24 protein-coding genes are annotated in these 25,927 nt (G+C 57.1%); 8 read left to right on the forward strand and 16 right to left on the reverse strand.

Translation table 11 applies throughout. The annotated features are described in order from the left end of the window. Positions 1–48: 48 nt before the first annotated feature. The 11 genes from hisP to cybB all read right to left on the reverse strand — a co-directional run bounded on the left by hisP (position 49) and on the right by cybB (position 11,244). Complete coding sequence (gene hisP, locus BLU64_RS00520; RefSeq protein WP_036153069.1) at positions 49–825, reverse strand: histidine ABC transporter ATP-binding protein HisP; 777 nt, start codon at positions 823–825, stop codon at positions 49–51. A 30-nt stretch (positions 826–855) separates the two neighbouring features. Next, entirely contained in the window at positions 856–1,560 is a 705-nt protein-coding gene (locus BLU64_RS00525; protein WP_026743073.1) for an ABC transporter permease, read from the reverse strand. Further along, positions 1,557–2,243 carry a histidine ABC transporter permease HisQ gene (gene hisQ / locus BLU64_RS00530; RefSeq protein WP_074727646.1) on the reverse strand — a complete coding sequence of 229 codons (687 nt, stop codon included), beginning with the start codon at positions 2,241–2,243 and terminating at the stop codon, positions 1,557–1,559. Before hisQ ends, BLU64_RS00525 begins: the two co-directional genes overlap by 4 nt. 139 nt (positions 2,244–2,382) lie before the next feature. After that, positions 2,383–3,387, reverse strand: a complete 1,005-nt coding sequence (gene astE / locus BLU64_RS00535; protein WP_026743075.1) for a succinylglutamate desuccinylase — start codon at positions 3,385–3,387, stop codon at positions 2,383–2,385. A gap of 12 nt (positions 3,388–3,399) precedes the next feature. Beyond that, positions 3,400–4,740 (reverse strand): N-succinylarginine dihydrolase, encoded by a 1,341-nt coding sequence (gene astB, locus BLU64_RS00540; RefSeq protein WP_074727648.1) that lies wholly within the window; start codon positions 4,738–4,740, stop codon positions 3,400–3,402. Between the two features lie 74 nt (positions 4,741–4,814). Next, positions 4,815–6,299 (reverse strand): succinylglutamate-semialdehyde dehydrogenase, encoded by a 1,485-nt coding sequence (gene astD, locus BLU64_RS00545; RefSeq protein WP_074727650.1) that lies wholly within the window; start codon positions 6,297–6,299, stop codon positions 4,815–4,817. Further along, positions 6,299–7,333 carry an arginine N-succinyltransferase gene (gene astA / locus BLU64_RS00550; RefSeq protein ID WP_026743078.1) on the reverse strand — a complete coding sequence of 345 codons (1,035 nt, stop codon included), beginning with the start codon at positions 7,331–7,333 and terminating at the stop codon, positions 6,299–6,301. The genes astD and astA overlap by 1 nt, the downstream gene beginning before the upstream one ends. Positions 7,334–7,372: 39 nt before the next feature. Next, entirely contained in the window at positions 7,373–8,587 is a 1,215-nt protein-coding gene (locus BLU64_RS00555) for a bifunctional succinylornithine transaminase/acetylornithine transaminase (RefSeq protein ID WP_026743079.1), read from the reverse strand. Positions 8,588–9,333: 746 nt separating this feature from the next. Beyond that, positions 9,334–9,639 (reverse strand): chaperone modulator CbpM, encoded by a 306-nt coding sequence (locus BLU64_RS00565; protein WP_026743081.1) that lies wholly within the window; start codon positions 9,637–9,639, stop codon positions 9,334–9,336. 4 nt (positions 9,640–9,643) lie between these two features. Further along, positions 9,644–10,585 (reverse strand): curved DNA-binding protein, encoded by a 942-nt coding sequence (gene cbpA, locus BLU64_RS00570; protein ID WP_074727652.1) that lies wholly within the window; start codon positions 10,583–10,585, stop codon positions 9,644–9,646. Positions 10,586–10,689: 104 nt separating this feature from the next. Continuing rightward, positions 10,690–11,244 carry a cytochrome b561 gene (cybB, locus tag BLU64_RS00575; RefSeq protein WP_074727654.1) on the reverse strand — a complete coding sequence of 185 codons (555 nt, stop codon included), beginning with the start codon at positions 11,242–11,244 and terminating at the stop codon, positions 10,690–10,692. A gap of 670 nt (positions 11,245–11,914) precedes the next feature. On the opposite strand from cybB, the gene BLU64_RS00580 reads away from it, so the two are divergent. After that, positions 11,915–12,961 (forward strand): hypothetical protein, encoded by a 1,047-nt coding sequence (locus BLU64_RS00580; RefSeq protein ID WP_026743084.1) that lies wholly within the window; start codon positions 11,915–11,917, stop codon positions 12,959–12,961. Next, entirely contained in the window at positions 12,958–13,218 is a 261-nt protein-coding gene (locus BLU64_RS17535) for a hypothetical protein (RefSeq protein WP_026743085.1), read from the forward strand. Before BLU64_RS00580 ends, BLU64_RS17535 begins: the two co-directional genes overlap by 4 nt. 581 nt (positions 13,219–13,799) lie before the next feature. Here BLU64_RS17535 and BLU64_RS00590 read toward each other — a convergent pair. Both BLU64_RS00590 and BLU64_RS00595 read right to left on the reverse strand, forming a co-directional pair. After that, a complete protein-coding gene (locus BLU64_RS00590) occupies positions 13,800–14,801 on the reverse strand; it encodes a zinc-binding dehydrogenase (RefSeq protein WP_036153074.1) in 1,002 nt (333 codons plus the stop codon). A 958-nt stretch (positions 14,802–15,759) separates the two neighbouring features. Further along, a complete protein-coding gene (locus BLU64_RS00595) occupies positions 15,760–16,617 on the reverse strand; it encodes an SDR family oxidoreductase (RefSeq protein ID WP_026743087.1) in 858 nt (285 codons plus the stop codon). Positions 16,618–16,777: 160 nt separating this feature from the next. Here BLU64_RS00595 and BLU64_RS00600 point away from each other — a divergent pair, with 160 nt between their 5' ends. Further along, the gene (locus BLU64_RS00600; RefSeq protein ID WP_051625536.1) at positions 16,778–17,164 is read left to right on the forward strand and encodes a winged helix-turn-helix transcriptional regulator; all 387 of its coding nucleotides are present in this window, start codon (positions 16,778–16,780) and stop codon (positions 17,162–17,164) included. Between the two features lie 109 nt (positions 17,165–17,273). Here the strand turns inward: BLU64_RS00600 and BLU64_RS00605 are convergent, their stop codons facing one another. Further along, entirely contained in the window at positions 17,274–17,711 is a 438-nt protein-coding gene (locus tag BLU64_RS00605) for a hypothetical protein (RefSeq protein WP_036153077.1), read from the reverse strand. An 860-nt stretch (positions 17,712–18,571) separates the two neighbouring features. Between BLU64_RS00605 and umuD the strand changes: the two genes are divergently transcribed. Beyond that, a complete protein-coding gene (umuD, locus tag BLU64_RS00610) occupies positions 18,572–19,000 on the forward strand; it encodes a translesion error-prone DNA polymerase V autoproteolytic subunit (RefSeq protein ID WP_051625545.1) in 429 nt (142 codons plus the stop codon). Positions 19,001–19,002: 2 nt separating this feature from the next. Beyond that, entirely contained in the window at positions 19,003–20,271 is a 1,269-nt protein-coding gene (gene umuC, locus BLU64_RS00615; protein ID WP_026743091.1) for a translesion error-prone DNA polymerase V subunit UmuC, read from the forward strand. 207 nt (positions 20,272–20,478) lie between these two features. Here umuC and BLU64_RS00620 read toward each other — a convergent pair whose 3' ends face one another. Beyond that, a complete protein-coding gene (locus tag BLU64_RS00620; RefSeq protein WP_026743092.1) occupies positions 20,479–21,294 on the reverse strand; it encodes a Cof-type HAD-IIB family hydrolase in 816 nt (271 codons plus the stop codon). 312 nt (positions 21,295–21,606) lie between these two features. Between BLU64_RS00620 and yghX the strand changes: the two genes are divergently transcribed. Beyond that, positions 21,607–22,494 carry a YghX family hydrolase gene (yghX, locus tag BLU64_RS00625; RefSeq protein WP_026743093.1) on the forward strand — a complete coding sequence of 296 codons (888 nt, stop codon included), beginning with the start codon at positions 21,607–21,609 and terminating at the stop codon, positions 22,492–22,494. 41 nt (positions 22,495–22,535) lie between these two features. Here the strand turns inward: yghX and BLU64_RS00630 are convergent, their stop codons facing one another. Beyond that, complete coding sequence (locus tag BLU64_RS00630) at positions 22,536–23,453, reverse strand: LysR family transcriptional regulator (RefSeq protein ID WP_026743094.1); 918 nt, start codon at positions 23,451–23,453, stop codon at positions 22,536–22,538. Positions 23,454–23,813: 360 nt separating this feature from the next. Between BLU64_RS00630 and BLU64_RS00635 the strand changes: the two genes are divergently transcribed. Next, the gene (locus BLU64_RS00635; RefSeq protein ID WP_074727656.1) at positions 23,814–25,310 is read left to right on the forward strand and encodes a UbiD family decarboxylase; all 1,497 of its coding nucleotides are present in this window, start codon (positions 23,814–23,816) and stop codon (positions 25,308–25,310) included. Positions 25,311–25,319: 9 nt separating this feature from the next. Beyond that, on the forward strand, positions 25,320–25,904 hold the full coding sequence (locus tag BLU64_RS00640; protein ID WP_026743096.1) for a UbiX family flavin prenyltransferase: 585 nt from the start codon (positions 25,320–25,322) through the stop codon (positions 25,902–25,904). Positions 25,905–25,927: the final 23 nt, after the last annotated feature.

Here is a 25,927-nt window from a genome sequence, read left to right on the forward strand (position 1 = left end):
TTGGCTCATGCTCAAACCGCCCGACTGTCGGGCGGTTTTTTATTGCGCTTATTTCAATGCGCCGGACAAGAACTGCCGCAAGCGGGGACTTTGGGGATGGTTGAACACCGCCTCCGGCGGCCCTTGCTCTTCAATCACGCCCTGATGCAGGAACACCACCTGCGAAGAGACATGACGGGCGAACTCCATTTCATGCGTCACCACAATCATGGTTTTACCCTCTTCCGCCAGCTGCTGCATGATTTTCAGCACTTCCCCGACCAGCTCCGGGTCCAGCGCCGAGGTCGGTTCGTCGAACAACAGCACCTCCGGCTCCATCGCCAGCGCGCGCGCAATCGAAACGCGCTGCTGCTGCCCGCCAGACAGGCTGGAGGGGTATTTCCCGCGCGCCCGTTCATCGATGCCGACTTTGTTTAGATAGCGAATCGCCCGTTCGCGTGCGTCAACGCGGCTGATGCCCAGCACCTGAATCGGCGCCTCCATTACGTTTTCGAGCACCGTCATGTGGCTCCACAGGTTGAAGTGCTGAAACACCATCGTCAGCCGCGTACGCAGCAGCTGTAGCTGTTTTTTGTCGAACACTTTCAGCTGGCCGTCTTTGTCCCGCACCAGCCGGATCGCCTTCTCGTTAACCCACAGCGTGCCTTCCGTGGGCTTTTCGAGAAAATTGATGCAGCGCAGCAGCGTACTTTTACCCGAACCGGAGGAGCCGATGATGGAAATCACGTCGCCGGCGCTGGCGGACAACGAGACGCCTTTCAGCACCTCATGTTCGCCGTAATACTTGTGAAGTTCGGTCACGACGAGTTTTTTCTTCTGAGACATACACATTCTCCTGCTATCCAGCGCGGATGATTAGGGTTTCAGATGGATCAGCCAGCGTTTTTCCGCTGTGCGGAACAGGCGAATCAGGCCGTAGGAAACGACCAGGTAGAGCACGGCGGCAAGGCCGAAAGCATAGAAAGGCTGATAGGTGGCGGCGTTGATATCACGCGCCACTTTCAGCAGATCCGGCACCGTGGCGGTAAACGCCAGCGCGGTGGAGTGCAGCATCAGAATCACTTCGTTGCCGTAGGCCGGCAGCGCGATACGCAGCGCCGACGGCAGGATGATGCAGCGATACATTTTGGCGCGCGAAAAGCCATAGGCCTTTGCCGCCTCCACCTCGCCGTGCGGCACCGCGCGGATCCCGCCGGCGAAAATTTCCGAACTGTACGCACAGGTATTCAGCACCAGCGCCAAAATCGTGCAGTTCATCCCACTGCGGAAAAAAGCGTTGAGCACCTCGGTGCCGCGTACCGCTTCCAGACTGTACATGCCGGTGTAGATCACCAACAGCTGCACATAGAGCGGCGTGCCGCGAAAGATATAGCTGTAGAGCCAGGCGGGAAAACTCAGCCAGCGCGACGAGGAAACCCGGGCCATCGCCAGCGGCAGCGCCAGTAATCCGCCCAATAGCACGGAGACAATCAGCAGCCACAGCGTGATCGCCAGACCGGTGATGCGATAGCCGTCAGACCACAGCAGCGGTTGCCAATACTGTTGCAGGATCTCGATCATAGTTCGGCCCTCTTCACGCCCAGAGAGTAGCGTCGCTCCAGCCATAGCAAGACGCCGTTGGAGACGGTGGTCAGCAGCAGATAGATCGCCCCCGCCATCAGGGTATAGAAGAATGGCTGCCAGGTGCCTTTACCGGCCAGCTGGGTCGCTTTGACCACATCGTGCAGCCCCAGAATGGACACCAGCGCCGTCGCTTTCAGAATGATCATCCAGTTGTTGCCAATGCTGGGCAGGGCGAAACGCATCATGGCGGGGAACAGCACCCGACGGAACACCTGCATTCCGCTGAAGCCATAGGCCTGCGCCGCCTCAATCTGCCCGCGCGGAACGGCCATAAAAGCGCCGCGAAACGTCTCGGTGAAATACGCGCCGTAGATAAAGGCCAGCGTGATCACGCCCGCCGAAAGCGGGTCGATGTCGATCTGACTCATCCCCAGAGACTCCGTCACCTGGTTGAGCGTGATTTGCAGCCCGTAGAAAATCAGCAGCATCAGCACCAAATCCGGCACGCCGCGAATCAGCGTAGTGTAGGCGTTGAGCGCCGCAGCGAGCGGACGGATGCGCGAGAGCTTGCCGCTCGCGCCAAGGAGGCCGATGATCACGGCCAACAGCACCGAACTCAGCGCCAGCTCTATCGTCACCAGCGTGCCTTCGAAGATCAATTTATTGTATCCCTGCAACATTCGTCGTCCTCTCTCTGTTATTGGATGTCTGGCTGTTGCCGCACACAAGGCGCTTGAACGACAGGGATCTATCGACCCTCAACGATCTCCCCGCCGTCGATTCAAGCGGCGCGCAGCACAGCGTAAGGACGGACTGTGGTCAGGACGGAGCCGTCAGGCTGTCCCACTCGCGTTCGGTCAGGACCAGTCCCGCCCGCAGGCCCAGCGCCACGTTCGGATTAGGAAACAAAATCCATTCGTGATGATGTTTGACCCGATCGCTGTCACCCGCCTGCTCACATAGCAGCGTGCCGTGATCACAACGGGTGAAATTCGGCGTGTCGTCCGCCAGAAACAGCTGAAAGTCATCGCTGCGCTTAATCAGCGAACGATCCACGCCGAACACGCGCAGCGGCGCACCTTCGCGTGACGGAACGTCCGCTGCGCTCACCAGTGCGCGCAGCACGCAATCGATCGCCGAAAACCGCCCAAGATCGTTCTGGCCGAACGGCCGCGCTTTCCCCAGCTCCAGCGTGCAGCTCTCCGCCTGAAAATGTTCGCTGCTGAAGTGGCTGAAGGTGCCGCCCGGCTCGCTGTGCACCACCAGCGCGTCCAGCTCCGCCCCCGCCAGCGCCGCCAGCAGCGCCGCGCTGTATGGCCGCGGCTGGTAAGGCAACACTCCGAAACGCGGCAGCAGCGACTCCCGGATAGCCGTATGCAGATCGTAATGATGTCGTTCTATGCCGCGTTCCGGCGCATCCGCCTCGAAGAAGGCAGCCAGCAGCGGCTCCAGACGGCGCGCGCGGGCCGTGTCTTCCCCCGGCGCGAACTGCCTATGACGCCCGCCGAACATGCGATTCATGTCGCTGTGTAGATAGCGTTTCCCCGCCCGTATCGCCGCCGGATTGCCCAGGACCGCCAGCAGCCGCACGCCCAGATCCACGCGCCCCGCCAGCAGATCGCCCACCAGTGCATCGAGCAGTTCCATCGGCGCCGTCTCGTTGCCATGCACGCCCGCCGAGAGCACCACCGCCCGGCGATAGCCCGCGCGCGGCGTCAGCTCAAGCACGCCTTCGTCCCGCCAACGCCAGCGCAGTCCGGGCGTCTCGCCTGCGGTTGTCGGCGGCGACTCGCCGCGCAGCGTCCACGCTAAAAATTCGTTCATACGCCGCGCTCCTTACCGTTGGAATTCGTAGACGGCGCCCAGGCCGAGGATCGACGTCAACGCGTCCAGCGCTTCGCGCCCTTCCCGCAGCAGCTGCGGGTCGGCCAGATCGCCCGCGCTCAACCGGTCGCGATAGTACCGGTCAACCCACTGATTCAGCGTGTCAAACAGCGCATCGGTCATCATCACCTGCGGATTGACCGCCTGACGCTCCTCGTCGTTCAGCGCCACGCGCAACCGCAGGCACGCCGGACCGCCGCCGTTACGCATGCTTTCGCGCAGGTCGAACACCTGGATATCGTCGATCGGGCCGCCAGAGGCCGCCATTTCGCTCAGATAGTTCCACACGCCGCGGTGGCCGCGCGTCTCTTCCGGCACCACTATCGTCATGCGGCCGTTTTCACGGGTCAGGATCTGGCTGTTGAACAGGTAGGTCGTCACCGCATCTTCCACTGACACCCGGTTTTCCGGCACTTCGATCGACACTAGCTCCTGTTCGATGCGCGCCATCTTGCGGCGGATCTCGTCCAGCGCCTGCGCCTGATGCAGAAACGCGTGCTGATGATGGAACAGCACCTGCTGGTTACTGACGGCGATCACGTCATTGTGGAACACCCCTTGGTCGATGACCGCCGGGTTCTGCTGTACGAACACCGTGTACGCCGGGTCAAGCTGATGCAGACGTGCAATCGCCTCGCTGGCTTCGCGCGTCTGACGCGCCGGATAGCGCTGCGGTCCCGCCTCCGTACCAGAGTGATGCTGTCCATAGACGAACACCTGCACGCCGCGGCGGGCATAGTCGCCGCCCAAGCGGTTGTGGTTGGCCGCGCCCTCGTCGCCCAGCAGCGCCACCTGAGGCAGCGCCTCGTGGTGCACGAAGTATGACTCGTCGCGAAAAATGGCCCGCAGGAGGGCGGACGTTGTCGGCGCTTCAATCGCCCGGTGGAACTTGTTGTTCAGGTTGGCGGCGGTGAAGTGGACACGGCCGTCCGCGCTGTCCGCCGAGGGCGATACCGTGGCGGCGTTCGCCGTCCACATGGAGGACGCGGAGCTGAGCGAGGAGAGCAGACGCGGCGCTTCACGCATGGCCTGCGCCAGCACGTTTTCGTCGCTGCCGCTAAAGCCGAGGCGGCGCAACGTCGGAACGTGCGGGCGCTCCTGCGGCGGCAATACCGCCTGGGGATAGCCGAGATCCGCCAGCGTTTTCATCTTCAGCAGCCCCTGCTTCGCCGCCAGCTTCGGATTGGAGAGGCTATTTTGATGCTGCGTCGAGGCCTCGTTGCCGAATGACAGCCCCGCATAGTGGTGCGTCAGCCCCACCAACCCATCGAAATTGATTTCATATCCACGCATGTTGACTCCGGAAAACAGACAGTGAGGGTGCGGTCCCGTCCCCGCTCGTGACGCGCGGGGAGCGGAGCGGCCGACTAGGCATCCGACTCGTCAAACGAGATGCCCGGCGATAGTGCCGTGGGCAAAGACAGCGTTTCGCTTTCCAGCGAGGCCATCGGCCACGCGCAGTAGTCTGCGGCGTAAAACGCACTGGCGCGGTGGTTGCCGGATGCGCCGACGCCGCCGAACGGGGCCGCGCTGGAGGCGCCGGTCAGCGGTTTGTTCCAGTTGACGATGCCCGCGCGCGCTTCCAGCAGAAGACGGTCGAACAACGCGCGTTGCGTCGACACCAGGCCCGTCGCCAGCCCGTAACGCGTCGCATTGGCGATACGCAGGGCCTCGTCGAAATCATCGTAGCGAATAACGCAGACCAGCGGTCCGAACAGCTCTTCATCCGGCAGGTCGGTCGCCTCGGTGATATCCAGAACGCCCGGCGTCAGCAGCGCGTTGTTCGTTTCCGGGCGCGTCATCGGCAGCAGCGCTTTCCCTCCTGCGGCTAGCAAAGTTTGTTGCGCTGTCATCAGGGCATCGGCCGCCGCCGCAGAAATGACGCCGCCCATAAACGGCTGCGGCTCCGCATCCCAGCGTCCGACACGCAACGACCGTGCGACGCTGATCAGCCGTCGCAGGAACGCGTCGCCCTCGGCTCCGCGTTTGACCAGCAGACGACGCGCGCAGGTACAGCGCTGTCCAGCGGAGACAAAGGCGGACTGGATGGCGAGATTGACCGCCGCATCACGATCTGCAAAATCCTCCACAATCAGCGCGTTGTTGCCGCCCATTTCCAACGCAATGATTTTCTCGGGCTGCCCCGCCAACTGACGATGCAGGAGATAGCCGGTGTGGGCGCTGCCCGTGAACAGCAGTCCGTCCGTTTGTGCGTGCCCGGCCAGCGCTTCGCCGGTGGCGCGGCCGCCCTGCACCAGATTCAGAACGCCCGCCGGCAGACCGGCCTCGTGCCACAGTTTCACCGTCTCTTCCGCCGTCTGCGGGGTCAGCTCGCTGGGCTTGAACACCACGCAGTTGCCCGCCAACAGCGCCGGGACGATATGTCCGTTCGGCAAGTGGCCGGGGAAGTTATAAGGACCGAATACCGCCAGCACGCCGTGCGGACGATGGCGTAACGACGCAGCGCCGTCCGCCATCGGGGTCACGCTTTCGCCCGTACGCTGTTCATAGGCGCGCAGCGAGATAGCGACTTTACCGACCATCGACTGAACTTCAGTCAGCGTTTCCCAGCGCGGCTTGCTGGTCTCGCGGCTAATAACCGCCGCCAGCTGCGGTTTATGCGCCTCCAGCAACTGAGCGAAACGCTGGACGACCTCGGTCCGCTGCGCCAGCGACAAACAGGCCCACGCCGGAAAGGCCGCCCGTGCCGCCGCGCAGGCGTCGTCGACATCCGCCGCATCGGCGGCCGCGCCCTGCCATAGCGGCTGACGATCCAGCGGATCGGTTTTCTCGAATAACGCCCCGCGCCCTTCACGCCAGGCGCCGTTGATATACAGAGCAGGATGCGACATCAGTGTTTCTCCTCAACGTTAAGCGGTATGACGCGGGCCACTTCGCCATGTTTAAGACAGAGGGCATCGGCCGTTGCGGCATCCAGCGTCAGCGTGTCCTGAGACAGATCGGCCAGCACCCGCATGGCGCGGTAGTGACGGTAGTTATCGTTAGCCACCAGACACACCGTCGCGTTGCTGTCCGCCGCGCGATCGTCGACCTCCACGGCTTTTAACTGGCTGTCTTTCACCGCCCGCAGATCGTCGATATTCGCTTCGAGCGTCGACCCGCCGTCAAAAATGTCGACATAGCCGCGATAGCTCAGCCCTTCGGCCTCCAAGAGTCGGCGCGCCGGCGCGGTATGCGGATGCACGCGGCCGATGGCGTCGCGGGCGGCTTTATCCAGAAAGTCTACGTACAGCGGATGTTTCGGCATCAGCTCGGCGATGAACTCTTTTTGACCGATGCCGCTGAGATAGTCGGCCTGCGCAAAATCAATCGAGAAAAAGTGGCTGCCGACGCCCTCCCAGAACGGCGAGCGGCCGTTCTCATCGGAGTAACCGCGCATTTCGGCGATCACCCGCTCGGAAAAGTGTTCGCGGAAGGCGGCCATAAACAGGAAGCGCATTTTGGACAGCAGTTTGCCGTTCTGGCTGTGACGGTAGTCCGGGTCAAGAAAGAGCGTGCACAGCTCGCTGCAGCCGGTATGGTCGTGGCTCAGTGACAGCGTTGGCATCGCCTTGTAGACGTTCAACGCTTTGGACGCGTGGACCAGCGTGCCGAGGCGAAAGTTGTACCAGGGCTCGGTCAGCCCGACCGCGACTTCCAGCGCGCTGACGCCGACCACCCGGCCGCAGGAAACGTCTTCCAGCACAAACAGATATCCCTGCTCGCTTTTCGGCAGCTCGCCCTGCCAGGTTTTCTGCGCCCGCGAAATGCGGGCGGATAAGATCGCTTCGTTATGCGGCAGCGTGGTCAGCCCGACGCCGGACTTCTGCGCCAGCGCCATCAGGTCAGGCAGGTCGCGATGCGCGACGGGGCGAATCATCATCATGGTCATATCAGCCTCTCGTTCTCTCTCCTTGCGCCGTATTCATTCCTGAAAACGTGCAATCGCGCGCTCAAAGCGCTGTAACCCTTCCTCAATATCAGGTTCCGGAATGACCAGTGACGGGGCGAAACGCACCACGTCCGGACCGGCGATCAACGCAATCAGCCCCTCTTCCGCCGCCAGTTGGGTCAGCGCTTTGGCTTTGCCCGCGTAGTCGGCGTTGAGCTGGCACCCCAGCAGCAGGCCGCGTCCGCGAATGTCGGCGAAAATGCCGTGCCGGGCGTCAATCTGGCGCAGACGTTCAACGAAAATGGCATGGCGACGCTGGACGCCTTCCAACACATCCGGCGTATTGATGGTGCTGAACACCGCACTCGCTACCGCCGTCGCCAGCGGGTTACCGCCGTAGGTCGTTCCGTGCGTACCCACGGACAGCGTGGCGGCCAGCGCATCGGTAGTCAGCATCGCGGCAATCGGGAAACCGCCGCCCAGCGCTTTGGCGGTGGTCAGCACGTCCGGCACGACTTCATACAGCATGTAGGCGTACAGCGAACCGGTACGGCCGACGCCGGTCTGCACTTCGTCGAAAATCAGCAGCGCGCCGTGGCGATCGCACAGTTCGCGCAGACCGCGTAGAAAGGCCGGATCCGCCGGGATAATGCCGCCTTCGCCTTGGATCGGCTCGACGATGACCGCGCAAGTCTGTGCATCGATACCCGCTTCCGCCGCCGCCAGATCGTTGAAAGGCAGATGTTCTATCGCGCCCGGCAACGGCGCGAAATCTTTCGAATATTTAGGCTGTCCGCCCGCGCTGACGGTAAACAGCGTGCGGCCGTGGAAGGCGTTGTTGAAGGCGATGATGCGGTTTTTATCCGGCGTACCTTGGTCGTGCGCATATTTGCGCGCCAGCTTTAATGCCGCCTCGTTGGCTTCCGCGCCGGAGTTGCAAAAGAACACTTTGTCGGCGAACGTCGCGTCGATGAGCTGACCGGCCAGTTGCAACACCGGCTCATGGGTATAGCCATTGCCGATGTGCCACAGTTTCGACGCCTGCTGCGTCAGCGCTGCTACCGCGACCGGGTGACAGTGCCCCAACGCATTGACGGCAATGCCGCCGGCAAAATCGACATACTCTTTGCCCTGGTTGTCCCACAGGCGCGAGCCTTCCCCTCTATCCAGAATGAACCCGGCGGGGGAATACACCGGCACCATACGTTCATCAAAATGCTGACGCGTTATTTTTGCTGAATGTTTCATAGTGGCCCCATCTCGGTCGGCCGCTCGCCGACATTTGCTCTCATCAACCGTTTCGATCTCAAAGAACGTTAAAGACAAAATAATGACAAAGAGACACGCTTTCTCATTACCAGAATTTGGCAAAAAACAATTGAAAAAATCATTATATTTCAATTAAATGAATAGTTATCTATCCCGCAGCGCGATGATTATCGCCTGAGATCGGCGCGAAAAAGATATTAATGACAGAAGGTAGAGCAGGCATCGTGCCAGAAATGAATAAATGATGCATAAGCGTAATTTTTTTCTTAAAAACAACGCATTACAAATGCATAATTATGCATTCATCTTGAATTCAAACGTAAAGTCAAAAAGAATTCTTCGTAAAATCCCCGATTGGCGGAAAATTTATTCAAAAAAAGAGAAAAGAAATTTTTTTGATTTGACGCCTAATTCCCTTCTCTCGGTTGCACTGATAGCGAGCATGAAAAGCGATCTTGCCATCCGCCATGCACCATGTCAGAACATGAGTTGCACCAAATTGAGGCGAGCCACCTTATTGTGAGATGGGACTGACAACACTTGTCGATGAACGCAATAGTCGAGAGGGATATAGGGCGTGAGAATGCCCCCGCAAAGCATCGGCATCGCCGGATCGCGCCAGCGTCAGGCCGGAAATGAGTGGGATAAACATCGGGAGAACGAACCGTTTGGTCAGACAGGGCCGCGCGTTCTGTCGCGCTACGCGCAGCCTGTGTTGAGAAGCCTTAATGGCTGGGAACAAAGCGCTCCAGCTGTCGGCGCAGCCGCTGATTCTCCTGATTGAGGCGCTCCATTTTATCCAGCAGCGTCAGCGTCATGGCAATGCCCGGCCAGTCAATATCCAGCTCGTAGCGCAAACGTCGCGCTCGCCGCAGTTGGCTCAGCGCATAGGCATCAAAGCGCCACTGCATGCTGCTCTCTTCCTGAGGTGCGATAACCCCCAGCGCAACTACTTCGCTGAGTTCATCTCTGGAGAGGCCAACGATCTGGCATACCTCAATCACGGTGAAGGTGACGTCGATATCATCCATAGCATTACTCCCATACTGTCCGAGGATTAAAGGCCGCCTTTTCAGCCAGCGATCTCCAGATCGCTGCCGTGGATTCATCCGGTTTTGGCGGCATCACAACTTTCAGCACGGCATAGAGGTCGCCCGCGCCTTTTTTACTAACCAGTCCTTTTCCTTTGATGCGCAGGCGCTGGCCGGTCTGACTGCCTGCCGGGACGGTCAGGGTGATGCGCCCCGATAGCGTCGGCATTTCGATGTTCGCGCCCAACGCCGCTTCCCAGGGCGCCAGCGGGACGACGATTTGCAGATTCTGACCGTCGATATCGAACAGCGGATGCGGCGCCAGCCGAATAATCAGGTAGAGATCGCCGTTCGCCCCGCCGTTAACCCCTGCCACACCCTGATGTTTGAGGCGAATACGCTCGCCGTCGCCCACCCCCGCCGGAATTTTCACGTTCAGTTTTTTCGTGACCTCATCCACCACGCGACCGAACGCGTCGTGAACCGGCAACTGATAGGAGATGGTGCGGCTCTGCTCTTTCAGCGTTTCTTCCAGGAACAGCGGCAGCTCCATTTCGACATCCTGCCCCCGCTGCCCATGAGACGCCCGACCGGCGGAGCGCGACTGTGCCTGATGACCGAAAACAGATTCGAAGAAGTCGGAGAAGTCGCCGCTGTTGTGCCATTCCTGGCCGCCTGCGGAGCGAGATTGAGATTGAGAAAAGGGCGAATCGTTGAAGTGAGGATCGTGACGGTGCAGTCTGATTTGATCGTATTCCGCGCGGCGTTCACTGTCTTTAAGGACTTCGTAGGCTTCCGCCACGCTCTTGAACTTTTCCGCCGCATCCGGCTCGGTGCTGACGTCGGGATGATATTTCCGCGCCAGCTTTCGATACGCTGCCTTGATGGCCTTGATATCGTCTGAGGGATCAACCCCCAGCAAGGCATAATAATCTTTGAATTCCATCGGCCCACATCCTCATTTTGCCATGCATAAATAGAGGATAGTCCTATCGGCGGCTGAATAAACGGTTTTCATTGCATTCGTTATATCAGCCGCCTGGGAGGAGATTAGGCGGAGGTGCGATCTTTCTTCGAGGGCATCATGCGCAGCATCGTGTTATCACGCATGAAGTAGTAGTGGAACAGCGCGGCGGCCGCATGCAGCCCGATCAGCCAGTAGCCGAGAGGCGCCAGCGTTTCGTGCAGCTGAATCAACGACACCGCCAGATCGGGATTCGGCGTGGCCGCGACCGGCATACCGATGCCGAACAGCGCCCAGTCCTGTCCACGCAAATAGCGTGAGCTGACGGCCAGCACCGGCAGCGCGACAAACAGCGCGTAAATCAGAATGTGCGTCAGGTTCGCCAGAAAGTGCTGCCACTTGGGCGCTGGCGGGACAATCGGCGGAGAGGCGTATTTGATGCGATAGTAAATGCGCGCCACCATCAGCGCCAGCACGGTGACGCCACAGCTGAAGTGCGTCGCCATCACCAGTTGACGCGTTAACGTCCCTCTCGGCGCCAGTCCCCGCAGCTCGACGGTGGCATAGGTAACGATAAGAAGGAGAAAGACGGCCCAGTGCAATGCAATTTGCACATTCGAAAAACGCCCTTGGTTCTGCATGACGACATCCTTTAAACGGTGATTTACCCACACCATAACCGATGTTTTTCTCAATCGATCGAAACTTTTACATTTATTTTAACTCGTGGAGCGCTGCGCGCCAGTCGGTTCGCTGGAACGAGAAAACCGGCGAGTCTCCCTGATGAGCCTCGCTGTTGCGGGCGGATGGGATGACGCCAGGTCAGCCTTGATCTTCTCATCAGCAACGTTGGCGACGGCAGAAATCAATGTTGGCGAATATTCGTCAACGACTGAAAGTATTAATTAAAGGCGTGTTTGGGGATTGGGTTCTTTTGATTTGGCGATGGGCTGTTGGGGGGATGAGTCCGCTGTGAGCGAAGAGCGGACATTGCTAACAGCATTCTGTGTGAATCAACAGGGAGCAGGTCAGGGATGTCCTCATGTGGCTTATGAAGACATGGCTAACATCGGGGTGTACTAATCAACGGGGATCGGGTCAGTGTTAGCATTTTTTATTTGGGGTTACATACTCTACCTTGGTTCAAAAAAATAATATGAAATCCTCGCTGACCGATGCTCATTAAACCTAAACAATGAATGTACGGTCAACATCATCTGTGATATTGCGCATACTTAACTATGCGCGGTATTGGTCATACTCTGCGATGGATGATAATGGTGCTGATATCAACATCTTAATAGGGACGTTATGCTTCAGCACTATCAGGCAAAATCGTTGAATGGTCTTTATCTTGAGGACATACCCGAAATACTTCATCCTAAGTCCGCAGAGAGCAAACTCGCCGATACCGTTCAGCCAAATAGAATCATCATGGAATGGGATCTGCCATCAGGCTATAGCCTGTTTGTCAGTCAATATTACCTGTTCCATTATCAGCAGCCGGCAATGGCGTACCGCGACGTACTGGCTGATATCAAATTAGGAAAAGTCGTTCTATTACGGAAACGCATGTTTGGTCAGCCACTCCCCAGTGTGTTGACGTCTTCCGGAAAATTACGCGATGACCTGCCCTTATTCTTACACTCCCGGCTCAGTTACCTAATATCACATCAGGTAAAACGCCCAGTTTACTACAACAGGCCGGCAGAACCTGTTCAACATGGTCAGGCAGGGAAAACGATCAACAGTAAAGCGGCCGGTAGGCTACTGGCTGCAGGGGGGATCTTGAATGGCAACATGGAGGGCTTCAAGAAAACCGCAGAACAACTTGGGGGCGATGCGCCTGCTGGGTACGATCAGGTCATGGATAACAAAGGAGTACTCATTGCCGGCACGTCTATTGTTGCAGGCTTAACAATGGGGAAAATGCGATTCCCAGAATTAGAAGAGCTTGAGCATTTTGGCGCCAGAGGTGTTGCATCAGGAAGACCGTTTGATCCTGAGCTAGCTGGAGGACCAATAGAAAACCTGACAACTGATGGCGTCAATATAACTAACGAAGGGATCGCGACCGTGGAGAAACATGTCTCTCGTTTCGATCATGACCCAGCCAATGACGTCATGATAGGTAGACTGAAAAGCATCGCCAAGGGTGAAATTCTTCCTGAACAGGTAGACTTGAATTATTATACTCACGAGTGTAGAGAATATCAGCGTTACTGTAATTTGGGCTGGGAGACTGGTGAACCCGATGGTGTTGCAGGCTATGATTTATGGAACAATGCCCATACGGCAACGTTAGAAGATTTTAAGCTCAAAGATAGTGATTTATTTCACCCGGATGCGACGAAATGACGATAACTAATACTGAATTTAACGTTTTAAAAGTCATGTCAGAAAAAGACATTGATTGGTCTTGGATGATACTGGATCGCTCTCTTGCTATGAAGAATATCCCCGGATTTGGCAATGTTGCGAACATCGTAACCAGCCTTGTGAATCAAGGGATGGTTGATGTTGTCCATAACGATAATCCACAGAGACCCCGGTATCGCGTATCTGCTAAGGGGAAACAGTTGCTAGGCCGGATGGAAAATAACGCTAGTTGTTAGTATTGATGGTTACTGTAGCAAGGCCCTGACCAGATTCAGAATGGCCAGGGCAATGAGATCCACAATGAACGCTCGGTAAGCCTGTCCATCACGGTAAAGTTAAGTACTCTGTTCTGCCTGTATTTTAATCGCCACGGGTTTAACAGACCCCTTAGAGTCCAACTAATAGGGCAGGATTGTCTGCCAGGGTGGAGTCAGTCCACTATCGATATTACATGAGATGACAACATCCGCTCCTGGCACAAAGCAGACATCATTAATGTATCAATCTTGAGCGCCACTGCTCTCTTCGTTCCTCAACCGTAGTGAGCTGAGATTTTCCCTAGCGACAACCATTCGTCGCTGATAGTGAATAAGCTGGCAGCCGTTGACCTCTGAATACGGCTTTATCGGTATAGAAGCACTCGACGCCTGACTCGGCGCTGAACGACGCTTTACCCCACTTGTGACGTAAAAGCGCGTGATTTAGGGGATTCGGCGTCAGCGATTGTTGCTGACGCTTAGGGCAATCAGTCATGCCGTCGCTATTCACTGAACTCAACACAATGGCTGACTGGGTCTGTCTTTTCCTCAGTACTGGATCACACCCGCACCAGCGGCTTGCCGGAAAATGAGCGGTGGCGCAGTTCGTCCAGCAGCAGCGGCAGTTCGGAGAAATCGCGGACCACCCGAGACTCTGCTTGCAGCCGCTCTTCCGCCAGATCGATCAACAGCAGCTCGCCCGCCGCCGTCAACCGTGCCCACGCGGCTTCATCTCCGAACTGATGCAGCGCGCCCAGCGCCACTTCATGCAGGGAGATCGCCCGCCCAAACGGGGCGCAAGGCCAGTTCGCCACGCGGTCCTGAATACAGACCAGATGACCGTTCGCTCGCAGCAACGGGGACAATCGCTCGGCGTGGTCGGCGCTGACGCTGTCGATGACGGCAAAGAAGCCGGCGTTCTCGCTCATCCAGTCGGGATCGTCGGCCAGCTCGCTCGCGACGCAATCCTTCGCGCCCAGCGTCCGCAGCCGTTCCCAGTGGCGGGAATGGCTCATGGCGGTCACGTTGAATCCATAGGCGGCGGCCAGCTGCACCAGATAGAGCCCGACGGCACCGCCCGCACCGCTAATCAATACCCGCTGCCCCGCCTGCGGCGGCAGTTTATCCAACGCCAGCCACGCGGTGAGCGCCGGACAAGGAACGCTGGCGGCAATGGCGAAATCCAATGATTGAGGCAGGCGCAGCAGCGCGCGCATATCGACGGGCGCGTACTCGGCAAAGCTGCCGGGAGACTGCAAATTCTGATGATAGGCGACACGTTGCCCCAGCCAGCGGTCGGAGACGTCCTCGCCGACCGCCACCACAACGCCCGCGCCGTCGACGCCCGGCACTTTCCCCGGCTGCCAACCGAGTCTCTCCACGCCCAGCACCTTCCAGTCCACGGGATTCAAGCCAATCACGATGTTGCGCACCAGCACCTGATCGGCCGCCAGCGGCGGCAAGGGAATGTGTTCGAGTCTCAGATCGCGGGGATCGGTGCCGTCATGCCAGGTCCATGCCCGGTAGGTTTCAGGAAGCACTTCGCGCTGTTTATCCGTCATCTTTCTTTTCCATGATAAAGGTCTTGTCGTAGCCGAGGGATAGATGCCCTCTCCAACTCAATAACGATGAGATATCCGATTTATTTATTTTCAGCTCCGCTGACTGCGTCGCCCTCGACGTTTTCTCGCGACGAAGACCACACTCAGGCGCATCAACACGGTGCAGATTACTGCGCAATATCCGTTGTTCAACGGGGGGAGAGCATTGACTCGCCTCTAGGTCCAGCCCATCCGTGATGCTTCAATGCATATCCAACACTGATGGACTCAGGATAACGTGAGCTGGCTATGAGACAGCGCAATTCCACAGATGTTGCGTCAGCCTTCTCGCCTACCCTGCGCGGCACCGCAAACGAAGACTGAAGCCGGGGCGCTCCCCGCGCATCCACGCACCAGCAGCACAAGGCTGTTCACGATAGGGGTCTGGCCGCTGGAGAGCGCGCTCGTCACTAGCGGCCGCGTGAGCTGGCCGGTTGGTTGTCGATAGCGGTTGGATTAAGGATGTGAACTGAAGGAAGCACAATACTCATTGCGGGCAGGATTCGGCGCTTGAAAGCATTTTTTATCCTTTTGATTTATATCGTTATATAGGTTTTTATATTACGGCTGCGTCTACCCTATTTTCATGACTCAGATCACTCTTTTACCGGACAGCGCCTGCTGACATGCCCATCTCGTCCTGAGAGTGTCATTTTTATCTAATCAATTCAGTCAGCTATTATCGTTTCCCGCCATTCCTGTTCGATCCCCACGCCCTTGGGCGTTAGCGAAAAACGCCAAGCCCCCCCTCGGTTTTATGCGAACCGTACGGTATTTTTATGTGCGTACTCACATCCAGTCATTAATTTGATGAAGAAGCGGTGACGAAAGGGGGTTGATGGAGGTCATGCGCCGCGGCGAGTGCCGTGATAATAGATGCGACCCCGCGCTTCTCCACCAGAAGGCGGGGTCGTTGGTATTACAGCGACGCCAGCGTGTCGGCGATCACTTTTTGATAGGATACCGTCGGGCGTCCCAGCAGGCGGCTCAGCGTTTTACTGTCATCAAACAGCGCGCCTGTGGCGGCGCCCGCGTCGGAGTCGGCCAGCACATCGGCCAGACCGTCCGGTAAGCCTGCGCCCTTGAGCGCATTCGCAAACTCGGCGACCGGCAGATTGACATAACCTATCGTTTTTCCAGACTGCCTTGAAATTTCCGCCGCAAACTCCGTCAGCGTATAGCTGTCGTCGCCTGCCAGTTCATAGACTTTTCCCGCCTGATCGTCGTTCAGCAACACGACCGCCGCCGCCTGAGCGTAATCCGCACGCGTCGCCGATGCGATGCGTCCTTCTCCTGCCGAGCCGATGTAGGCGTCATGCGCCAAAGCCGGGACAATGCTGGCGGCGTAGTTTTCGGTATACCAGCCGTTGCGCAGCAGGACGAAAGGCACGCCGGAGGCCTTCAGTGCCGCTTCCGTCTGGCGGTGTTCTTCACCCAGCATCAGCGGCGAAGTATCCGCACGCAGCAGGCTGGTATAGGCGATCAGTCCAACTTCCGCGACTTTGGCGGCGTCAATCACCGCACGATGCTGAGCAGTGCGCTGGCCCACTTCACTGGAGGAGATCAGCAGCAGTTTGTCTACGCCCTGAAATGCCGTGGCGAGCGTGGCGGGCTGATTGTAATCCGCCTGACGCACAAGCACGCCGCGATCGGCCAGGTCCTGCGCTTTCGATGGGTTGCGAACCGCGGCGACAATCTGATCCGCCGGGACTTTTTTCAGCAATGCTTCAATGACAAGACGACCTAACTGACCTGTTGCACCGGTTACTGCAATCATAATGACCTCCGTTTAAGGTGTCGGCACGCGGGACTCCCGCCATGCCTACACACCATAGAATAGACATGCACTTCGTAGACAAGGAGGACTATAATAGACGCACTCTCTTTTAGTAAGTACTTACCTTTTGGTAAGCTTGAAATTTTTAGCAGGAAACGTGATGCGCCCCCAAAGAAACCCTGAATTCGGCCCCGATCATGAAGACATTCGCTACGGAAAATTGCTGGACGCCAACTGCCCTTCGCGGGATGTACTGCAACATATTGCCAGCCGCTGGGGCATTCTGGTGCTGATCGCCCTGGATGAGGACACGCTGCGTTTCAGCGAGCTGCGCAGGAAAATTAGCGGGATTAGCGAAAAGATGCTGGCCCAGACGCTACAGATGTTTGAGCGGGATGGATTCGTGCGCCGTAACATGCTGCCCGTCGTTCCGCCGCATACGGAGTACTCGCTCACGCCGCTCGGCCGCGAGGTCTACGAGCGCGTGATTCAATTAGCGGATTGGATTGAGCTGAACTTGCCGAAAATTATGCAGGCCGGGCAGTAGCGCTCTGCCGCTATGGCTTCTCGTCAGACGGGAACGCCGTCAAGAAGGCAAAGGGAAGGAAAAACAACGATGGCGCTACCTCAGGTCCGCCGGTAGCGCCGTTCAGAGATTACTGTGCCGCGCCCTGCTGCAGATAATCCGTCAGGAAGTACTGCGCGTTGCCGGACTGTGACAGCGCATCGTCATAACCGACCCTGATTTCCTGCGTCTCGTCCGGCAGATACAGCTCCCCATAACCGCGGCGAACAATCAGCACGACGAATTTTTTTCCGTCGACCTGCGTCGAGTAACGCGTATCTTTGCTGGTTTTCTCAACGTCCATTTTCTGGATACGCAATTTCCAGTCGTGATCGATGCCATCGATCTGCACTAGCGCCTGATTGGCGGTACGTTCGCCATAACGTAACGTCCAGACCTTTACGCCCTGCTCACCGCTATAGGCCACCACATTGTCGCCGACCGGCGGACGCGGAGCCTCCGTGGCGGTACACACCGCCGTCGTCATAAACAATCCCAGAATCAACGCCATCCAATGTCTTTTTCGCATACCTTTTCCTCTATTTAGCGGCGTACGCCTGCCTTGGTGCGCGGGATTGTTCCATTTATCAGTAGGAGGTTCAATGACGTAACGCGAGGAAACGAATAATACGTCTGCGATATTTCACTCCCTCATAAAATACTCATGACATCCGTTGCCCCTTAATTTCTTGCGTCTTAAATCAAGCGAACTGATCGGTATCAAGCTTGAAAGGGAGGATGCCGTTTTTTATTTAAGAAGGGAAATAGGAATAAAAAGACCTTTTTAATCACCCATAAATTCACAGATGAAACAATCAACCTGATGCAATAGTTAATAATGCTACATAGTCTTATTCCATAATACATAGGAGGCTCATGTTAAAGCGGCAAATCAATTAACGATCTGGCCTTGATTCCTTTATTGAGGATGCCGGTAAAACCCAAAGAAAAAAATAAAATAATGACGAAAAATGCCGTCAATTAGCGGCAAAAGCCACGATATGTCACCGTAAAACACCCCGTCTGCAACACCCTAAAAAGGCGATATCATCATGACTCTATTACAAATAAAATAAGCACACTGGTCTTTTTCATCGCCAGCGATCGCCGCCGTTTGATTAAAAAGCCATGAACAGACTTATTTATCGCACTCATAGGGTGACAATAAAATAACGCCGCCGCTCCGCTATCCACTTAGCAGGATCATATAACCTATTGGTGAATACACCGACGGTGACTATATCCCTGACTCTTCGTCCGCCATCGAAATAAAAAATCTTTTTAAATCAGCACAGCATCAGCTCGACGTCGATTAAAGAAAAAGGAATATCTACACAAGCCGCGTGAGGTATGATTATACTGTATAAAAAACCAGTTAAAGAGGCTTTCATGCATTCATACCGTTTGCTCCTTCCGCGGTTGGATTCCCCTAAAATCGTTCTTCCTTTATTCAGCGACCATTGCGCAGCAGGCTTTCCTTCTCCGGCACAGGACTACGTCGAAAAGTCGCTGGATTTGAACGAACTCCTGATCAAACACCCCAGCGCAACCTATTTTGTGCGCGCCAGCGGCGAATCTATGGTTGATGTCGGCATCCACGACGGCGATCTGCTGGTCGTCGACCGATCGCTCAAGGCCTCTCATGGCGATGTGATCATCGCGGCGATCGACGGTGAGTTCACGGTAAAGACGCTGGCGCTGAAACCCCGGCTGGCGCTGCTACCCATGAACCCAGCCTATGCTCCGATCTATCCCGACCCCAACGCGCTGGAAATCTTCGGCGTGGTGGCGCACATCATCCATAGTTTGCAGAGGTAATGATGTTTGCGCTGGCCGACGTCAATTCGTTTTACGCCTCCTGTGAAACCGTGTTTCGTCCTGACCTGAAGGGCAAGCCGGTGGTGGTGCTGTCCAATAACGACGGCTGCGTGATCGCGCGTAACGCGGAAGCCAAGCGGCTGGGGATTCCGATGGCGATGCCCTATTTTAAGATGCGGCAGTGGCTGCAAGATCAGCAGGTGTCCGTCTTCACTTCAAACTATGCGCTCTACGCCGATCTCAGCGCCAGAGTCATGACCACGCTGGAAGCGCTGGCGCCGCGCGTCGAGGTCTACAGCATCGATGAAGCGTGGATGGACATCACGGGCATTGATGTCACCCTGTCGTTTGAACAGTTCGGCCGGCAGGTCAGAGAGGCGGTTTATGCCGCTACGGGCCTGACCGTCGGCGTGGGAATGGCGAAAACCAAAACGCTGGCCAAGCTGTGCAACCACGCGGCCAAGCGCTATCCGGCGACCGGCGGCATCGTCGCGCTCACGCACCCGATACGGCTGCAAAAACTCATGTCGCTCACCCCCGTCGAAGATGTCTGGGGCGTCGGCAGACGAACGACGCGCAGACTGCACTCGCTGGGTATTACCACCGCTCTCGATCTGGCGCGCGCGCCGACGTCGTTTATCCGCAAACACTTCAGCGTGGTGCTGGAACGCACCGTCCGCGAATTGCGCGGTGAGCCCTGTATCGAATTCGAGGAGGAAACGCCGACGAAGGAGCAGATCGTCTGCAGCCGCTCTTTCGGCGTTCGAATCACCCGGTTGGAGGATATGCATCAGGCCGTCTGCCGCTACGCGGAACGCGCTGCGGAAAAGCTGCGCGCAGAGAAGCAGCTCTGCCGGCAGGTCGCTATCTTCATCCGTTCGTCGCCCCACGCGCACAATGAAATTTATTACGCCAACAGCGCCAGCGAACAGCTGCTGTCGGGCACGCAAGATACGCGGGATATCATGGCCGCCGCCGTGCGCGGTCTGGAGAGAATCTGGAAGGAAGGGCCGCGCTACATGAAAGCCGGCGTCATGCTCAACGATTTTTCACCACCGCACCGCACCCAGCTGCATCTCTTCGATGACAATCCGCCCCGGCCCAACAGCACGGCGCTGATGAACGTGATCGATAAAATTAATCACGCCGGAACGGGCAAAGTCTGGTTCGCCGGTCAGGGCATCTCCCCGACATGGCAGATGAAAAGAGAGATGCTGTCGCCCGCCTATACGACGCGCTGGAATGAACTGCCCGTCGCCAAAATCGTTTAGGCGCAAGAAGGGCCAAAAGGACACTTCGCGGATAAATAAGCGATCGCAGCCTGTACGCAGGACCCGGAACTCAAGTCGTGGGTCGATAAGTCCCCGTTCAAACTGGCGTTTATCGCGTCGCGGATCACCACGCCGCACAGCCAAAAACACGATGCGTAAAGGCGGTTGCGGCATGACAAAAACAGACGCCTGACTCGCCGGGGCTGATTACCGCAGATCGAACGGCGCGCTGCGGGTTAAGACCCGATCGATGACGTTAAGCGCTCCTTCCTGCTCGTTGCTTTCGGTATGATATTTCGCCATTTCACGGATTTTTGGCTGAGCATTCGCCATCGCCACGCCGAAGCCCGCCTGCCTGAGCATTTCTTCATCGTTGCCGCTGTCGCCTATCGCCACCACCTCGTCATTGCCGATCCGCCACCGTTTCTGTAGCAGCGCGATCCCGTGAGCCTTGTGCACGCCGGGGATGATCAGATCGACAAAGCCGAATCCGCTGGACACCGGTTTGACAATGCCGTCGAGCGCATGGCCGATATGCGCCATCAGGGCCGGTATCTGGTCGTCGGGTACGCTCAGCGAGAATTTGAAGATCGTGTCCGTCAGCCCGTCAAAATCCTCGCGCTGCTCGATGCGGTAATAGTGTTTGGCAATCAGCTGGAGGAAGTCGTCGGTGGACGACGCGTAAACATAGGCGCTGTCTTTACCGCACACCACAAACTGGATGTAGGGGATGGCGGACAGCACCTCAATCACCTTGCGCACATCCGCAGGGGCAAGCTCGCCGCAAAAGATCGGCTCCCCGGCAGTGACGACATAGGCGCCGTTTTCCGCCACAAAAGCGATCTCATGACTGATGTCTGGAAAGAAAGAGAGGAGCTGATAGTACTGATTACCACTGGCGACCACGAACTGAATGCCTTCCTGTTTCAGCTGTGCGTACTGTTTGAAAAATCGGTTTTTATTGAACTGCTTATCGTTGTTGAGAAACGTACCGTCCATATCAACTGCAATCATTTTGATCATACATCACATCCCCGGATAAAAAGGTATAACTGCGGATTTAGTCTATACAAAAGCCCTCTACAAGCAATCGGCCAGGTATCGCGCAGAGCGGCCTGGCGCGCGCAAGACAGGCGCTGCCGTGTGGTGAAAAAGCTTTGCAAATCTTTACACCTTGTTAACCGAGGTCCGCCACGCGCCGCCGCGGCTGACAGCCCCGCAGGTCACGGAATCTCAGGCCGATCTCACCCACCGATTGCCCGCTGTGGGTATGCTCGACATCCGTTAACCTTCTGTTAAATTAAAGGTCAAAATAAGGACAAAAGGAGCGCGCGAATGACCCGTCTTACCGCAAAAGATTTTCCCCCGGAGTTGCTTGAACTCTATGATTATTATGCGCATGGCAAAATCACCAAGCGTCAGTTCCTCGAAAAAGCCGCGAAATATGCCGTCGGCGGCCTGACGGCGGTGGCGTTGCTCGGTTTAATGAGTCCCAACTATGCGCTGGCCCAGCAGGTGGAGTTCACCGACCCGACGATCGTCCCCTCCTACATCACCTACCCATCGCCCAACGGCCACGGCAGCGTACGCGCCTATCTGGTGGTGCCGGCGGGAGCGAAAGGCAAGCTGCCGGCGGTGGTGGTCGCTCATGAAAACCGGGGACTGAACCCGTACATCGAAGATGTCGCGCGCCGCGTCGCCAAGGCGGGCTTTATCGCGCTGGCGCCGGATGGACTTAGCTCCGTCGGCGGCTATCCCGGCAACGACGATAAAGGACGCGAGCTACAGCAACAGGTCGACCCGACCAAGCTGATGAACGACTTCTTCGCCGCCGTCGAATTCCTGCTACAGGACGAGCGCACGACCGGCAAGGTCGGGATCACCGGCTTTTGCTACGGGGGAGGCGTGGCCAATGCCGCCGCCGTAGCTTATCCGGAGCTGGCCGCGGCCGTCCCTTTCTACGGTCGTCAGCCGAAAGTGGAGGACGTCCCTCGTATCAAGGCGCCGCTGCTGATCCACTACGCCGAGCTGGATACGCGCATCAACGAGGGCTGGCCAGCCTATGAAGAGGCGCTCAAGGCAAATAACAAAACCTATGCGGGCTACATCTATCCCGGCGTCAATCATGGTTTCCATAACGACTCCACGCCGCGTTACGACAAGGCGGCGGCTGATCTGGCCTGGGAGAGAACCCTTACCTGGTTCCGCCGTTATCTGGTCTGATTTCCCGCCGACGTCGGTGATACGGCGTCGGCGCTCCCCTCCTAACCGGTTTCCTCGCCCGGCGGCTCGCTGTGCGTGAACGGATAGCCACCCTGAATAATCTCCAGCAGTTCCTGCATATAGGGCGTCGCGGACATCTTGACCATCGCGGGGAAAAAGACCTGCGGCGAAGGGAAGACGTCGATGACGTGACAGTGCTGTAGCCGGTCGCCATCGGCTTCCGACGAGGGCAGCAGCGTCGCGGCCTCCAGACCGGACTCCAACCAGTCCATAATGACGCCGGGCTGAGTCACATGCATGATGACGTCCGGATCGACGCCGCCTTTGCGAAAATGATCGAGCAGGCTCTCATAGGTGCCGGGATCGCGCGCCCGATGTAATAGCAACAGCGGCCAGCGTCCCACATCCAGATAAGGAAAAGGCCCTGCCGGTTTTTCCGGCAGCAACGCCTGGTTGACGACCGCCACTAGCCTCACCGGGTTGAATGCCAGACAGTCGAAGCCTTTGCGATGATAAGGCTTTTGAATCAGCGCAATATCGATCAGCCCATCGTTAAGCGACTGTTCAAGATGACTGGAATCCGAAACGGAAATATTTAATATCACGTCGGGATGACGTCGGTGTAATTCCAGAAACAGCGGTTTGAAATAACATTGAAATAAATGCGAAAGCCCAATCTTTAATACTTTATTTTCTTTATTGGCGATTGAAATCGTCTCATGCGAGGTGTCATTAATCAGACGAAATATCTCGCAGGCTTTTTTATAAAGATAATAGCCCGCTTCCGTGGGTTCGATTCTTTTTGCCGTCCGTACAAAAAGGGAAACATTTAATTCCGCTTCCAGTTCGTGAATGCGTTTGCTCAACGGGGGCTGCGCCATATTCAGCTGCCGGGCGGCCTGGCTGATGGAGCCCTCCTCTACCACCTTGCAAAAATACTTTAGTCTTTTCAGATCCATACCAACCTCTTTATACGGACAGCATGAAAAAATGCCGTCAGCGACTTCAGTCTACCATGCAGGTAAACGTTCGAATGCGTCGCCACATCGCAATTATCACGCTTATTTCAACCGCCTGAGGTCAAGCGTGAACAATTGTTGCATTCATGTTGCAAAATATTGAGTCGTTTTATTTATTCATTTCGGAAGTTTCATAGGTATTTGAATCAGATCACTTATTTTAACGGAATGAGAAAAGACAACGGCGACATAGATCGCTTTGATATGAGGGCTACTACTTAAACGGTATTTGTCGGAGAGTCCACGCGGCCATATATTTCCCCACAACGAATATATGACCTTTTCATAAGGAGTCTCATTATGTCCCACACTAAGAATAAACCGGATATTCAGGTGCACGATCTGCGCTCCGCGCTGGCGTTGCTAGACACGCTGCCGGGCGAATTGGTCTCGACCGATGTCGAAGTCGATCCCCAGGCGGAACTCTCCGGCGTCTACCGTTACGTCGGCGCGGGCGGAACCTGTATGCGCCCGACGCGTAAAAACGGTCCGGTCATGATCTTCAACAGAATTAAGGGATTCGACGATATCAGCGTCGCCATCGGCCTCAATGGCTCTCGCCAACGCGTCGGCCATTTCTTGGGCTGCGAGCCGGGACGCCTGGGACACCTGCTGAAGGATTCCGTCCAGCATCCTATTCCGCCGGTCAAAGCCTCTGCCGACAAGGCCGTTTGTCAGGAGGTGGTGCATCTGGCGAGCGACGCCGACTTTGACCTGCGCACCCTGCTGCCCGCGCCGACCAACACTGCCGAAGATGCCGGTCCTTACATCACGATGGGCCTGTGCTACGCCTCCGACCCCGATACCGGCGAGTCCGACATTACGATCCACCGCCTCTGCGTACAGAGCCGCGACGAGCTGTCCATGTGGCTGACGCCGGGCCGTCATATCGACGCCTTCCGCCAGAAAGCGGAGGCGGCGGGCAAACCGTTGCCCATCTCCATCAGCATCGGCGTGGACCCGGCCATTGAGATCGCGGCCTGTTTCGAACCGCCGACCACCCCGCTCGGCTTCGACGAACTGAGCGTCGCCGGCGCGCTGCGCGGCCACGCCGTCGAGCTGGTGAAATGCAAGACCATCGACGAATATGCCATCGGGCACGCTGAAATCGTCATTGAAGGCGAACTGCTGCCAGATGTCCGCGTCCGTGAAGATCAAAATACCGATACCGGTAAAGCCATGCCGGAATTCCCAGGCTATACCGGGGGAGCCAAACCCGCGCTGCCGGTCATTAAAGTGAAAGCCGTCACCCATCGTCATCACCCGATCTGGCGGACCACCATCGGTCCCGGCGAGGAGCATGTCAACATGGCGGGCATCCCGACCGAAGCCAGCATTCTGGATATGGTCAACCGGGCGATGCCGGGCAAACTGCTCAATGTGTTCGCCCACTCTGCGGGCGGCGGCAAGCTGCTGGCCGTGATGCAGTTCAAAAAATCCGCGCCGGTGGACGAAGGGCGTCAGCGTCAGGCCGCGCTGCTGGCTTTCTCGGCCTTCCCGGAGCTGAAACATGTCATTCTGGTCGACGAAGACGTCGATATCTTCGACAGCGACGATGTCATGTGGGCGATGCAGACCCGCTATCAGGGCGACGTCGACACCGTTTTCATTCCCGGCGTACGCTGCCATCCGCTGGACCCGTCGCAGGTTCCCGCATACAGCCCGTCGATCTTGCAGGAAGGCATGTCCTGTAAAACCATTTTCGACTGTACCGTGCCGTTCACCCTCAAACCGCACTTCGAGCGCTCGAAGTTCAAAGAGGTCGACGTTAAACGCTTCCTGCCAGACTTCGAATAAGGGGAAAACATGTCCACCCGACGTATTATCGTAGGCATTAGCGGCGCCTCGGGCTTTCAGTATGGCGTCAAAGCCCTCGAACTGCTGCAAGAACAGGATCTGGAAGTCCATCTGGTGGTCTCCGCCGGCGCAGAGAAAACCTGCGCCCTGGAAACCGGCTTCAGGATGGAGGAGGTCGTGGCGCTGGCGGATGTGGTGCATGAGTGTAAAAATCTGGGCGCCTCGATTGCCAGCGGATCTTTCAAGACGCAGGGCATGCTGGTCGCGCCCTGCTCCATGCGCTCGCTGGCCGCCATTGCCCACGGTCTGACGGATAACCTGCTGACGCGCGCCGCGGATGTCGTGCTGAAAGAGCGCCGCCGGCTGGTGCTGATGGCGCGGGAAACGCCCCTGAACCTGGGGCATCTTCGCAACATGCAGCAGGTGACGGAAATGGGCGGTATTATCTTCCCGCCCGTGCCCGCGCTGTATCAGCGACCCAAGACGCCGGATGACATCATCACCCACAGCGTGGGACGCGCGCTCGATTTGTTGGGTATTGAAGTCAAAACATTGCCCCGCTGGGGGGAAAGCTCAGCTAACACCAGGCCGTAGGCAAACTACGGAACACGCTGAAA

Origin of the sequence: Lonsdalea quercina (genome assembly GCF_900107885.1) — a bacterium.
Taxonomy (GTDB): Bacteria; Pseudomonadota; Gammaproteobacteria; order Enterobacterales; family Enterobacteriaceae; genus Lonsdalea; species Lonsdalea quercina.

Coding starts and splice junctions, on each gene's coding strand:
- umuD (WP_051625545.1), top strand. CDS start 18,572: ATGCATTCATACCGTTTGCTCCTTCCGCGGTTGGATTCCCCTAAAATC.
- BLU64_RS00635 (WP_074727656.1), top strand. CDS start 23,814: ATGTCCCACACTAAGAATAAACCGGATATTCAGGTGCACGATCTGCGC.
- BLU64_RS00590 (WP_036153074.1), bottom strand. CDS start 14,801: ATGACGGATAAACAGCGCGAAGTGCTTCCTGAAACCTACCGGGCATGG.
- BLU64_RS00525 (WP_026743073.1), bottom strand. CDS start 1,560: ATGATCGAGATCCTGCAACAGTATTGGCAACCGCTGCTGTGGTCTGAC.
- BLU64_RS00600 (WP_051625536.1), top strand. CDS start 16,778: ATGCGCCCCCAAAGAAACCCTGAATTCGGCCCCGATCATGAAGACATT.
- cybB (WP_074727654.1), bottom strand. CDS start 11,244: ATGCAGAACCAAGGGCGTTTTTCGAATGTGCAAATTGCATTGCACTGG.
- yghX (WP_026743093.1), top strand. CDS start 21,607: ATGACCCGTCTTACCGCAAAAGATTTTCCCCCGGAGTTGCTTGAACTC.
- BLU64_RS00580 (WP_026743084.1), top strand. CDS start 11,915: ATGCTTCAGCACTATCAGGCAAAATCGTTGAATGGTCTTTATCTTGAG.
- BLU64_RS00565 (WP_026743081.1), bottom strand. CDS start 9,639: ATGGATGATATCGACGTCACCTTCACCGTGATTGAGGTATGCCAGATC.
- astA (WP_026743078.1), bottom strand. CDS start 7,333: ATGATGATGATTCGCCCCGTCGCGCATCGCGACCTGCCTGACCTGATG.
- cbpA (WP_074727652.1), bottom strand. CDS start 10,585: ATGGAATTCAAAGATTATTATGCCTTGCTGGGGGTTGATCCCTCAGAC.
- hisP (WP_036153069.1), bottom strand. CDS start 825: ATGTCTCAGAAGAAAAAACTCGTCGTGACCGAACTTCACAAGTATTAC.
- BLU64_RS00595 (WP_026743087.1), bottom strand. CDS start 16,617: ATGATTGCAGTAACCGGTGCAACAGGTCAGTTAGGTCGTCTTGTCATT.
- hisQ (WP_074727646.1), bottom strand. CDS start 2,243: ATGTTGCAGGGATACAATAAATTGATCTTCGAAGGCACGCTGGTGACG.
- BLU64_RS00640 (WP_026743096.1), top strand. CDS start 25,320: ATGTCCACCCGACGTATTATCGTAGGCATTAGCGGCGCCTCGGGCTTT.
- astD (WP_074727650.1), bottom strand. CDS start 6,299: ATGTCGCATCCTGCTCTGTATATCAACGGCGCCTGGCGTGAAGGGCGC.
- BLU64_RS17535 (WP_026743085.1), top strand. CDS start 12,958: ATGACGATAACTAATACTGAATTTAACGTTTTAAAAGTCATGTCAGAA.
- BLU64_RS00555 (WP_026743079.1), bottom strand. CDS start 8,587: ATGAAACATTCAGCAAAAATAACGCGTCAGCATTTTGATGAACGTATG.
- astB (WP_074727648.1), bottom strand. CDS start 4,740: ATGCGTGGATATGAAATCAATTTCGATGGGTTGGTGGGGCTGACGCAC.
- BLU64_RS00605 (WP_036153077.1), bottom strand. CDS start 17,711: ATGCGAAAAAGACATTGGATGGCGTTGATTCTGGGATTGTTTATGACG.
- umuC (WP_026743091.1), top strand. CDS start 19,003: ATGTTTGCGCTGGCCGACGTCAATTCGTTTTACGCCTCCTGTGAAACC.
- BLU64_RS00620 (WP_026743092.1), bottom strand. CDS start 21,294: ATGATCAAAATGATTGCAGTTGATATGGACGGTACGTTTCTCAACAAC.
- BLU64_RS00630 (WP_026743094.1), bottom strand. CDS start 23,453: ATGGATCTGAAAAGACTAAAGTATTTTTGCAAGGTGGTAGAGGAGGGC.
- astE (WP_026743075.1), bottom strand. CDS start 3,387: ATGAACGAATTTTTAGCGTGGACGCTGCGCGGCGAGTCGCCGCCGACA.